General features: G+C 28.3%; 4 protein-coding genes and 2 pseudogenes. All 6 read left to right on the forward strand.

Translation table 11 applies throughout. The features are described 5' to 3' along the window. Window positions 1–20: 20 nt before the first annotated feature. Window positions 21–593: a DNA translocase FtsK 4TM domain-containing protein gene (locus KTT71_RS00045; protein WP_216782457.1), complete on the forward strand. Its 573-nt coding sequence runs from the start codon at window positions 21–23 to the stop codon at window positions 591–593. 1,901 nt (window positions 594–2,494) lie between these two features. Beyond that, window positions 2,495–3,628 (forward strand): 3-phenylpropionate MFS transporter, encoded by a 1,134-nt coding sequence (locus KTT71_RS00050; RefSeq protein WP_216782458.1) that lies wholly within the window; start codon window positions 2,495–2,497, stop codon window positions 3,626–3,628. Window positions 3,629–7,411: 3,783 nt separating this feature from the next. Next, a pseudogene (gene ftsY / locus KTT71_RS00055) lies at window positions 7,412–8,374 on the forward strand (signal recognition particle-docking protein FtsY); the annotation flags it as partial. A gap of 1,757 nt (window positions 8,375–10,131) precedes the next feature. Further along, the gene (gene rpoH, locus KTT71_RS00060; protein ID WP_216782460.1) at window positions 10,132–10,983 is read left to right on the forward strand and encodes an RNA polymerase sigma factor RpoH; all 852 of its coding nucleotides are present in this window, start codon (window positions 10,132–10,134) and stop codon (window positions 10,981–10,983) included. A 252-nt stretch (window positions 10,984–11,235) separates the two neighbouring features. Next, entirely contained in the window at window positions 11,236–11,952 is a 717-nt protein-coding gene (rph, locus tag KTT71_RS00065) for a ribonuclease PH (protein WP_216782461.1), read from the forward strand. A 1,345-nt stretch (window positions 11,953–13,297) separates the two neighbouring features. Next, window positions 13,298–14,074: pseudogene (gene proB / locus KTT71_RS00070) on the forward strand (glutamate 5-kinase); the annotation flags it as partial. Window positions 14,075–14,293: the final 219 nt, after the last annotated feature.

A 14,293-nucleotide genomic window follows, 5' to 3' on the forward strand; every position in this document is an offset into this window, starting at 1 on the left:
AAATATTCGTGATTGGAGGAATGTTATTTTTTATTTATCTCATGATTTCATTGTTCAGCTTTAATCCATCCGATCCGACTTGGTTACAAACAGGAGGGAGCGCATCTATTAAGAATATTGGAGGGAAAATGGGTGCATGGATCGCTGATACTATCTTTTTCTTTTTTGGTATAATAGGATACATTATCCCACTAAGCATGCTTGCTTTACATTGTCTAATCTTTAGCAAAGATTACAAGATAAGTAGTATACATTATTTTAATATTTCAGTAAAAATTATTGGTATGTTACTGGTAATATTAACTTCCTGCAGCCTAGCATCGCTAAATTGTCATGATGTTTATTCTCCTTCTCTGGGCGGAGTTATAGGGATTCTATTTAATAAATACTTGAATACTACAATAGGAAATAATAATGTAATTATGTTTTTGTTACTATTTGTTATGTGGTTTATTGGTATTAGATTTTTTACTGGATGGTCTTGGTTGAGTATAGTTGAGAAGTTTGGTATTTTTTTGCGGATACTTATAACCTGTATAAGTCACTATTTTATTTATACTTGGAAAATTATTACCTATTTTTCAAGAAGATAGGTAGATGTGCTGATTCAAGAAAATAATCATGTGTCTGTTTTCATGGGAAATAAACAATTAACTAAAAGAGCTGATTATAAAAATAATGTTATTATATGATGCGATAATAATTATCCTGAAATTATTAATAATAATTAAAATTTTCTTCAGAAAAAGCATGATAACAAGATAATAGTTATTGATAACAAATCAAGTAACGTTTTTCTGTGTATTTATTTATGTATTTATTGACAAAATAAAAATATTTTTATTTCTCTTTTTGTTTTGATATAGTTCAAGCAGATTATATTCTTGGGTTCTACATTACTCTAGCAACCTCATATATAATTCCGGAGTTTGTAAAATCAATGGGTAATATTTGTATTCATTTTGTACAATTCTACAAGAGATCATAATTAATTTTAGTACAAATAGGATATTCTATTTGGATTGCAAAATTATTGATCCTGCTATGGATTAAAAGAATATTTCACTCCCTTCTAGAAATTTCATACTTGTGCTCTTTAATACTTATATTGTATGCATTGACTACTGCTAATAATTTTATACATTCTCGGGAATTAAATAGTTTGGCTTATTAAATAAATAACATGTCTAATATCAAGCAAGAATCACTAATTACAAGTCTATAGAGTTTTGGCGTTACTATATTCTCTCTTTTGTCGGAAGATTATACTTCTCCTGTAATTATATTATGAGGAATCTTAGGAACAATCAATGCTTTGCTAAAATACTTATACATAATATTTCTTTCTGATGAAAAAAAGCGCACTGCAATTGACATAGGGTGCAGTAGCAAGCAGATGTAATGAATAAAATGATAGATTAAATACTTTAAGATGTAAAATATGACTCCCCCACGATAAGTTCCATCTTACGATAAATTTAAAGTATTTTAAATCGAAATTGTTTTTAAAAACAATATATGATAGAGAAATTTTTTCTCTGAGCTGTATAATATAGATATTAGTCTAGAAAATAAGAGAAGGAAATCCCATTTTTGTAAAATTTTTTACGTATAAGATCATTTGTTTGCCTGGAATATCCTGGTTAATGATAAGGCTTTATTTTAGATAAATATCTATTCCATATTTTATATACTTTAATATGTTCTTATTAATACAATAGATAGTTCTAAAAATTTCAAATAATATAATTAATTTATTTTTGTTCTTTTATTTTTCTTTTATTCCCAAAGACTAATGAGATTAGTCGCGTGATATTGACTGAATAAATTTTTTGCTATTAATAAATATTTATTACTCAATCAGAAAAAATAATATTGCAATTATATATACAAATATTTTTCTGAAAACACGTAATACACTATTACAGATCATTTTACAAAAATTTTTTATGTGTTGATTTATTGATAAATAATTTCTAATAAAACGATTCAACAGTAGTTGTTCTTTAGTAAACGTCGTGTACTTTTAGCAGTCTTATTAGATTGCATTGATATCTATAGTTCTTTGGATGAATACTAATTAATACAAATTACTGGAATAGTCATGGTGTGACTATTTATTCTATTTTAATAGAATAAATATATACCTCAAAAAAGTTTATGATATTGATTTATGCAATGAATATTTATATAAATCAGTTATGTTACTTGATTACTGGTGCTTTTGAGTATACAACTAATAGTTGTAACATGAGATTGAATTCACTTTAGAAAACTAAATTTTAGAATAAAGATTAACAATCACTAATTCAATCTTTTCTGAAACTGATTCAACAATCCAGTTAAATATCAATATATTGATATTTAAATATGGAGATTAATAATTTTTTTAAAATACTACATATATTTCTATTATTGCTTTATGCATCGTCGTTATTCATTTCTAATCTAATTCAAATCTTTTTATTAGAAAAATGAAGGAAAAGGAAGAAAAATGTTGCCGTCTGCAAGTTGGTTAGGACTTAGTTACTTTACTTATTTTTTCTCTTTTGGTATTTTTTTGCCGTTCTGGAGCTTATGGCTGAAAGGAGAGCATGTTTCTCCAGAATCAATTGGTATATTGCTTGGCATAGGGATGATATCTCGTTTTATTGGTAGTCTATTGATTGCTCCTGCTGTTAAAAGAACTTCTAAGCTGATTATTGCTATTCGCCTAATTTCTCTCCTGGCTCTATTTTTTTCTATAGCATTTGCATTTTGCAACTCTTGGTCTAGTCTTTTAGTAGTAATAGCAGGTTTTAGTTTATTCTATGGCCCTCTCATCCCATTGACAGATTCTTTAGCCGCTATTTGGCAGCGTCAAGTTGGCTTAGATTATGGAAAGGTACGTTTGTGGGGCTCAATAGCCTTTGTGATTGGTTCAGCTGTTACTGGAGAGGCAGTAAATATTTTTGGGCATAAAGCTATTATATACTCCCTGTGGGCTGCATTAATAAGCATGTTACTTGGAATGATGCTACGTCCCCACAATATGCCTGAGGATGTTCTTCAAGAAAATACAGAACAGCATAGCACAACTTGGAGAAAATTACTGACAGAATCCTCAGTTTGGCGTTTTTTATTATGCGCTTCCTTGCAGCAAGGAGCCCATGCTGCTTATTATGGATTTAGCACTATTTATTGGCAGGAAGCCGGATATACTGCATCAATTGTCGGTTATTTATGGGCACTAGGAGTTGTTGCTGAAATATTTATTTTTGCATTCAGTAAAAGTTTGTTGAGCCATGTATCTGTTTCTCGGTTATTACTAATATCTTGTGTATGCGCTGTAATTCGCTGGATTTTAATGGGATCTACTACTGCTTTACCTTTGCTTATTATGATGCAACTCTTGCATGCTGGTTCTTTTACTGTCTGTCATCTAGCGGCTATGCGTTTTATTGCTGCTCGTCAAGGTCCGGATGTAATACGACTACAGGCAGTGTATTCCGCGTTAGGTATGGGAGGTAGTGTTGCAATCATGACTATGGTGTCGGGATTCCTATTTAAACATTATCACGGAGACATTTTCTATGTTATGGCATTAGTTGTGCTACCAGTATTTTTCTTTCGAATCAAAATAAAATAGACATTTTATTTCTAGAAATAATTATCTTTTGTAAGATGATTATCATATTGAAGAAAGATTTGGATACATTATTTTACATTAAAAAGATATACTTAATATAGATATTAATTGCAAGAACTCTCAAAACGATACTGACTTTCTATACACATTCTTCTGGAGGTTAAATTTCGATATGTAGTAGAGATTATGTTATTAAGAAATCTCCTAGGGATATATCATAGAATTATTTTCATAAATAATTAGTATGATTAATACATAATACCTGTGTTATTACTTATATGATATATTTTTAAGATTATTATTCTTAAGGTAAATTAAGATCTATAACTATGCTGTTTTTAAGACAAACAGCATTTTAAAAGCAGCAGTATAAAACAATAACACATTAAGTATTGATCGTGCACAACCATACTTAATATGTCTTTAAGAAGCTAACATCAAAGACAATATCGTATGATGATGAATAAACTTATTTTAGTAAAAAATATTCATAAATATTTTTATAATTATTTAAAACTATCTTCTTTGGTCGAATCATTGATTTTTAATATGTTCTATTATAATGACGTAGTCATACTATAAATTTTATATTATCTTAAAAAGATTATTATCTTAATCACTCAGTGCTGTATTAATAATTATTATTTTAATATCCTTAGTTACGATTAAGTGCGATATAATATTAATTTATAACTATTATTTTTGAGTAAAATACATAAATAAAAATATTATTTTGCTTATTATTATTCTAAGACGAACATCGTTGCTCTCTTTAATGTACTAGAACACTACTATTATTTATATTTTTGTCTTTTATTGTGGTACATAGGTAGCTATTATTATATTTATACAAAAGTCTGCAGGATATATATATTGTATGTTTTTTATATCTGTATCTAAAAAATATTTTCCTATTACTTATTCTGATATTACGGCATATCACCCAGATTCTTTCCTTGGAAGACAATACAGAGTGGGTTGATCTTTTGCTCTCTTTACTGGATCAATATATTTATTACTAGAATAACACATAACTCTTGTCTGATCTTGCAATCTAGGAATCCTAAAAAAACATACAATTTTTTAGCTAAATAAAAATTTCTAGATTAGAATATATAAATATCATATCTATTTAGATATAGCACAGTATAGAACTACATTATTTAGTGTCACTGTTTTTTAAAAGCAAGAACACAATAACATTATCACATTAAAGAAACTGAATATATCTTATATGAAAGCTAATGAGTGATGCAGTTTTTAATGGATGCTATTTGCTCTAAATAATACTTTATAATGCTTATTAGCTGATATCATAGTTATGATTGCTTGATAGAATTTTGTATTTTATAGCGTTTTTATATTTTAAACTACAGTAGTACTACTTAATATAATTTTCGACAATGAGTTAATAAAATTATATATCATAATAATAGAAGAAATAGGTTAGTTCGTTTAAGTCTCTTTTCATATTTTATTATATTTTTTATGCATCTTTGATTAAAAAATAATTATTTATTATGAAAGATATTATCTCATTATGCTGAATTTATAAAACTAGGGTTGCTATAATAACAGCAACGATATACGTTCTAACGCTCAGGATATGTAATATTTAGACGTTTCCTCAATTCTACTATAATCTATATTTTTATCTAAGATATGCAGTTAACTGTAATTCATTATCAATCATACTAACCATAGTATATTTTTTCGTGTATATTTTAACGTAACTTTTTTCACAATAGATTTAAATAAATATAGCAGATTTTATTTATTCACTTATCGAAAAAAGCTGTATGATTTTGAGGGCTGCAAATGCTATAGGCAATATTAATACGTTTTGCGCACACCTAAAATAATAAAAATAGTAATAACTTATTCAAGAATTGGATGATAAATACTATGATATTATTTGTATTTGTTACATATTAATTTTCTGGTAAAAATTTTTTGATAGTTGAAATTCCTAACATATTTTAGAATTTTTGCAGAGATTGTATTATCTATATTTAAAATGACCTTATGCTCCTAAGGATATATAAAGCTCTTTTCTTTCTTAAAGCTATATCCGTTATTTAATAATCTTGTCATGTCTTAACATAGAAATATTAGTTAGTTCGATTTTATGAATAAAAATTTATACTCTTATTGCTAATAGTTATTATAATTCATTGCATAGCATTGTTTAGACTATGGTATTTATCTTGAAATATTTCCTCTCCATTATAAAACTTCCTCAGGAAGGGTATTGTATTAGCCAATAAGAAATAACAGAGTACTTATTGCTTAAGTTATTCCAAAAACATTATGTTCATATTTTATAGTTTAGGCGTTCGTTATCAATGCAATTTGTCAGATGCACATGAAGAATGATATAGTAAAATAAATAGTATTTGTTATAATAGAAAAGATATTTCTATACTTTACGGCTCTGGATTACCCAATATTGACCTGCCGCTACCATGTGTGTATTGCTCAATTTTTAAAAGATATAAAAACACATACAATCTTGTATATGCAGATTATTCAAAGTTTTATTTATCAATGCTTTTTGCTTAGAATTTCTTAAAATACGCTATCATGTTTTATAACAGAACTTATTAGTTAAATGTAGAGTTTAATCGCACTAATTACATATCATTACAAGTCAAAATTATTACATGAAAAATAAATTTAAAAATAATTATGGTACACAAGAAATATATTAATAATAACATATAAGAAGTAATAAGCACTCCAATACAAAAAATAAGATAGTATATGTATTAAAGCTTAGATTGTCACTATATTCTGGCAAATCAGGACCTGAGAGCGATACCAAAACGCTTAGTAAAATATATTTTTTATATCCATAGATTAAATTATATAAATAATAATATATAATAAAAATATTAGAGGATTATAACTTTTAATATATATTTAGGAGATCATAAATGCATGATACATAGGTAGATGATAAAAATTATTCACAAGATAAACCTTTAATATGTTTGTATAAAATCTAGTAATTCAAGAACAAAGTTAATCGTTGCTTTTATTTTCTGTATATTCAAATCAATATTATTGAATAATATAAGTTTATTATTGATTCATAGGTATGCCTTTTTAATCTTATAAAATATAATTTTAGTTAGAGAGTATTGCATTAGTGTATGTTACGTTATTAAAAATTTTAAATTTCATTCAGGAAAATAGTGACATTATGTCAAAACATAAATCATGTTCTTCTGGCAAGTTCTTGGTTATTAAAAACTTGATAAAATGTTTAAAATAATATGTCAATTTAAAATTGATATCATATAAAAGTATATAATATTAGTTAGATATTTTTATTAGGGCATAATATTATCTTAGAAGAGCATATATATGATTAGTATTTTAGGTACTACTATAAAATATTGATTTTGTATAAAATGATTTAGGGTTAACTATTTTAGAGCTGGATCTATCAACTAATTATAGAAATATACCAACTTTTAATCATTTAATCTTACTAAAATATTTTCTTAATGAATTATCAGTAATAATAAAACGTTTAATAAAGAACCAGCATGTCTTTCTCAGAGAGATCACTAGAAGATTCTTTGTAGAGCAGGCAGTATAATTCACCTATACTTTTAAAGGTAGATTTTATTTATTTGGAAACAATAAAAATATAAAATCCTTAGCTAAGAGACGAGTTCCTGCAGTGTGTAAACGCTAGAGGTGGTACTTAGATATCTATATTGCATTGGAGCAACTAAATTGCATAACATAAATAAAGATAGTAATAAAGCAGACGTACTTTTTGTTGAGCAAGATAAAAAAGAATATTTAACAAAGAAAAGTTTTCTTGCCTCTTTAAAACATAAACTTTGGAAAACAAAAAAAAATATAGGTAATGGACTTTTAGAATTATTATGCGAGAAAAAAATAGATGATAATTTCTTTAAAATATTAGAAGAACAACTATTAATCGCAGATGTTGGTGCAGATACTACTAGTAAAATACTCAACTATATTAAAGAACATGCTAGTCGCATAGATCTAAAAACAACTGACTTCTTTTACTGTAAGCTTAAAGAAAAAATGCTTAGCATGTTAACTATCGTTGAGCAACCATTAGAAGTGAGTAGATTTACACCATTCGTTATTTTAATGGTTGGTGTGAACGGAGCAGGAAAAACAACCACTATTGGTAAGTTAGCGCGTCAGTTTCAAGCTGCAGGAAAATCTGTTATGTTAGCTGCGGGGGATACGTTTCGCGCAGCAGCCATCGAGCAACTCCAAGCATGGGGTGCATGCAATAATATTCCGGTTATAGCACAGCATGTTGGTGCTGATTCTGCTTCAGTTATTTTTGATGCAATTCAGGCAGCTAAGGCAAGAAAGATCTCCCTTTTACTAGCTGATACTGCTGGTCGCTTGCAAAATAAAGCACATTTAATAGAAGAGTTAAAAAAGATAGTGCGTGTAATAAAAAAAATAGATGTAGAAGCACCACATGAGATCATGCTAGTACTTGATGCAAGTACTGGGCAAAATTCTATTAACCAAGCTTCAATATTTCATGAAGCAATTGGAATAACTGGTATTACTTTAACTAAGTTAGATGGGACTGCAAAAGGCGGTGTAATTTTTTCTGTTGCAGATAAGTTTCGTATTCCAATGCGTTACATTGGAGTTGGTGAGGATGTAGAAGATTTAAGGCCATTTAAAGCTGATAATTTTATTCGGGAACTTTTTATGCCTGATAATTCATGAGATATTATAATATATCGAATCAATATTCTATAGTTATTTCTTATCACTCCTTATATTTTAAGGTCAGATATAGTGTTTTATATTGATATTTAAATTTTAAATAGAGAACAGAGCTTAATTAAAATTGTATTACATCATCCATGAGCTTATAGCTAGGAAGTGCTAATCAAATAATCAAGCATATCTTAATTTTTGGGATTAAATATCTTTTGTAAGATTTAAATCATCATTATATCTCAGAGCTTATATGCATGCTATCTATGAGATATCCGATATGCCGATGATATATTTATGTTGTATCTCTTTTATTCAAGATATTTTTAGTAAAAAATTTATTATTTTCCTCTAAAATGTGATGACTTTGAGTCGTTTTTATATTAAAAAATTACTCTTAGGTTCTATTTAAATCTCAGATAGTATAGCGCTCAGATATTAGTTTTCTGTATTTATTGCTATAGTAATTATAGATTTTCATTGCAATCAAGATATTGACTTATTTATATTTTTTTACCGTCTATAATGCCTCGTATTTCTGTTATTTAATAGAGATAAGTATTAATAGTTTTTATTTGATATCGATGTAGCAAATTACTTCTTTATAAGAATATTTTAGATTTTTAATGTACTTGCTTTAACCAAATGTCTATGTATACTGTATAGTACAACCTTACGATGCTGATAGCTGTTTTGAATAATTTGATATGTTTATTTAGAAAAAGTTATACGCTATAGTAGCAATTATGAATTTTGCTAATATTGATTTTTATTTTCTATCCTAGTAAAATTGGGAAATTTAAACTTTCTTATGCAAGAATTAAATAATACTTGCCATATAGTAATCTAATCTCTTATTAGACATTTTATTTAATAGGCAGAATAAGACAGATAAACTTTTATATTCGTTCATTTTAGCTAAAGAAAATAAAAATATATAGTATTTTAATTTTGATCTTGCGAATAATTTTAATAGCTTAATATTCTTTAAGTCAAGTGTGTTCGAAGTATCTTATACAAGCTAAGATGTAATTAGCTGGTGTTATTATCCTATTTTAGGATAGAGGACTTAGAAGTTTATCTTTTAATAAAATAGCGCGAAAATATATTAATGAATTTTATATGTCGTACGTATACTTTTGCCTACATAATGATTGATAAAATGTATTTTATGTTCTTAAAAAGAATGCCTTATGAGTTAATAGTTTCAATTTTATGCAGACATTATTAATTTGATCAATATTCAAGATATAAAGTATTTACTGCCGCTTATTATTTTGTTTATAGGGCATATAATGATGCCTACCCTTGTTTTGCTTTATACAATATCTTATTAAATAAATTTAATAGAGTGGCTCGAGTGTCCTTTATTTCATTCTAGGGCTCATTTCTTACCTTCTATGCAAAATAATATGTAAATAATATATATTTTTTGATCTTTGCAATTCATAAAATATTTTTGCTGATTGATAATATATCAATTTAATATAAAAGTATTATCTTTATTATTATTCTTTTGACTGCTTGAAATATTATGTGTCAATAGAATACGTATTTACAGGGCATATTTTTCATCTATTTCCTAAAATTATTAGTTTTAATGCATAATTGTATATGATTATATATGGGAATATTTATTGTTAAGGGTGATTTTATGACTGAAAAGTACAGCATCTTATTTCTGAAATGTATAAATCAATGTTCATAGAATAGTTGCGGTATTCCCGCTATACTTATCAATATAAAATATTGAGAGGATGGAAATGACCAGAGAGATTCAAGCTATAAGATTAATTCCTCAAGGTAGCCTGGAAGGCTATATGCGTGCTGTAAGCACTTATCCTATGCTCACAATGGAGGAAGAGAAAAAATTAGGCGAACGACTGCATTACACGGCTGATCTAGATGCAGCAAAACAGCTCATCCTATCTCACCTGCGCTTTGTAGTTCATGTGGCGCGCAACTATGCCGGATATGGCCTACCACAGGCTGATCTTATCCAGGAGGGCAATATTGGTCTAATGAAAGCAGTACGCCGTTTTAATCCAGAGATAGGCGTTCGACTTGTATCTTTTGCTGTTCATTGGATCAAAGCAGAAATACATGAATATGTGCTACGTAATTGGCGTATTGTAAAAGTTGCTACAACTAAGGCACAACGTAAGCTTTTTTTTAATTTGCGTAAAACAAAGCAGCGCTTGGGATGGTTTAATCAAGATGAAGTAGAACTAGTTGCTCGTGAGCTTGGAGTTTCCGAGCAAGATGTAAGAGAAATGGAATCTCGCATGTCTGCTCAGGATATGGCTTTTGATATACTTAACGATGAGGATGATAGTTCTTCTACGGCACCGGCCTTATTCTTGCAGGATAAATTCTCTGATTTCGCTAATGATATAGAAGGTGATAACTGGGATAACCACACTGCCGATCAGCTGAGTGTAGCGATGGAGTCCCTGGACGAACGTAGCAAACATATCATCCATGCGCGCTGGCTAGAAGATAATAATAAGTCAACCCTTCAGGACCTAGCTGAACAATACGGCGTATCTGCGGAGCGCGTTCGTCAACTTGAAAAGAATGCAATGAAAAAATTGCGTTGTGCAATTGAAAATTAATACTAATTTTTATTCTAGTATATTAAGCATCTTATGTTACAGAAATATTCTTTCTAGTATTGATACATTAATCGATATAATACATTATTAGATATCTGATTGATATGAGATATGAGTGATTAAATAATAAAGTTCTATATTTGTGGGAGATAATCTATAATTCTTTTGGATTTAAATATTTCTACAACTATAATTAATTTTTTATGATCTTCAGTATTATTAAATGATAATTTCATTATTGGAGATAATATCATGCGTCCAGCAGGAAGAAGTGCACAACAAATGCGTCCATTAAAATTAACACGTAATTATACTAAATATGCTGAAGGCTCAGTCTTGGTGGAGCTTGGTTACACAAAAGTATTGTGTAATGCTACCGTCGAAGAAGGAGTGCCCCGCTTTTTAAGGAGTCATCGACAGGGTTGGGTAAATGCAGAATATGGAATGTTACCACGTTCTACCCATATTCGTATAACCCGCGAGGCAAGTAGGGGCAAACAGAGTGGCCGTACTATGGAGATACAGCGCCTTATTGCTCGCTCTCTGCGTGCTGCTGTAGATTTGAGAAAAATGGGTGAATTTACAATTACTCTAGATTGTGATGTGATTCAAGCAGATGGAGGAACTCGCACTGCATCTATTACAGGAGCCTGTGTTGCATTAGCTGATTGCTTGAATTACTTAGTTGTACGTGGTAAAATAAAAGATAACCCAATGAAGTGTATGGTTGGCGCAGTATCTGTTGGGGTTGTACATGGACAGGTTGTATGTGATCTGGAGTATTCAGAAGACTCTATTGCAGAAACTGATATGAATATCGTTATGATGGAAGATGGTCGTATCATTGAATTGCAAGGTACTGCAGAAGGTGACCCATTTAGTCAGGAGCAACTAATACAACTTCTAGCTATCGCTCGATCCAGTCTGAAAGAAATAGTACAAGCACAGAAAGCAGCGCTTGAAAATTAATGATTTCATAATCTCGTTAAATATTTTTGGCATAAAAACACTTATCATGTTCAGTGAGTAACCCCCATCACGACAATATATGTTATGAACATGTATTGAGCAGTTATTCGAGTATTATCTACTGTTAAAATGAGTTTTTCTTATATTTATACGCTTCATCCAAAGTTTATTTATTTTATCTAAGATTATTTTAATTATATGTAATGACATCATCACATAAATCTTTAGTGCATCGAGGAATATCATTAAGACTTTATCATAACAGGATATACTCGGTATTCTTATTTTATTACTACTATCTTATTATATTGTAGCTATCTAACTATCTCAACTACTGAAATTAAAATTAATTCAATAAATATCCCATATTATATAATAACTTAAATATCATATTATTTTAATATTAAATATATTAAATATGATGTTATCATAAAGTTACTTACTAATTTTATAATTATGTAATTAAGATTAAAATAATATGATATTTAAGTTATTAAGTATTTTAATACTGTATTAGTATTAGTATTAGTATTAGTATTAGTATTAGTATTATTTTATAATTAATTTTTAAAATAAAGATTCCTTATCTATGACTGTTAATAAAAAATTTTATATAAAAATATTTTTTATATTTTATTTTTAAAATTTTTAAAATAAATAATATTTTTCATTGTTAGTTTATGTACCAAAATAATTATCCTAATTTTTGAAAATAGTAAATTCTATCTATTACAATATTTTGCATATTTATATAATAAGATTATTAGAGGAAAATTAATAGCATAATATGATTTTTTATATTTTCTATAAGATCAACATAACCATCTGCATGGTAGTCTGTCTTTTATTTAATATAAGAAAGTAGTGAATAATATCAATCATAATGATTAGCATAATAATTATTTATAGTAATATCATTGCTTTTAATAAATTTAAAAAGCACTATATAAAATATAGAAAAGATTATATTAATTTTTCTATTTTATCTATTGATAAAAAATATAAGCAAAGAAGCTTATATCTATTATGTATTTGATTATGATTCTGTAATACAAATATTTTTGTAGCCATAGGTTGCCGCCATTTTAGCCTCCTCTTAAGAGATATTTTTGACTATTTGTGTGAAAGTATTATAAAATACCAGTGAGTAATTATGTAGTGCTAAGATATTTCCTAACCTATAATGATCTATTTTATATGGAATAAAAAAATCTTCTCTTTATGTAATTAAATAATATCTCTTTTATTTTTGATTAATATAATTTTGGTGTATATCCTATTATTCTGAACTTCTATCATGATATTTGTAATCAATAAATAATAAATAGCAATAAACGGCAAAAAGATGAATAGTAACAAAACCCTAGTTGTAAAACTAGGTACCAGTGTATTAACCGGAGGATCGTGCTGTCTTAATCGTTCTAATATGGTGAAGTTAGTGAGTCAATTTGCTCAACAGCACTCGGCTGGACATCGCATTGTTATTGTAAGTTCCGGTGCTATTGCTGCTGGACGCCAAGACCTAGGATATCCAAAATTGCCTCAAATAATATCTTCTAAACAATTGTTAGCTTCTGTAGGACAAATTGTTTTAATTAAATTATGGAAAGAATTATTTTCTTTTCATGGTATCCATATCGGGCAAATGCTGCTAACTCGTGCGGATTTAGAAAACGGTGAGAGCTTTCGTAATGCTCATGATACTCTATATGCATTAATGAAAAATCGTATTATTCCTATTATAAATGAAAATGATGCTATTGCTACTGCTGAAATTAAAGTTGGTGATAATGACAATCTTTCTGCGTTTGTAGCAATTTTAGCAAAGGCTCATAAATTATTGTTATTAACCGATCAGGATGGCTTATTGACTGCTGATCCAAGAAAGCATACAAATGCTGAACTGATACAAGAAGTGAAGAGGATTGATGATAATTTACGTAGCATTGCAGGTAATACTATATCAGTATTAGGTACTGGCGGTATGACCACAAAATTGCAGGCTGCTGATATTGCATGTCGTAATGGTATAGATGTCATTATTGCAGCAGGTAGTAAACCGGACGTGATAAAAGATGTTATTAACAATGTTTCAGTTGGTACCTATTTCCATGCGATAAAAAAAATATAAAAACTTTAAAGTGTTAACACTCTTTTACGCTTCTTATACTTTACAGCAGAGTTATTCTAAATTTCGTTATCAATATTATAATAAAATAAATCAATGTGCTCCTGTACTCATATAATAAAGAATTAACTTCTATGATTACGCAATGTACATCTATGTTTTGGTAGTTTCTGAATGTGCTTATTAAAAACGCATGAAGTTTATATTATAATC

Source organism: Candidatus Profftia tarda (genome assembly GCF_904848675.1).
Lineage (GTDB): Bacteria > Pseudomonadota > Gammaproteobacteria > Enterobacterales > Enterobacteriaceae > Profftia > Profftia tarda.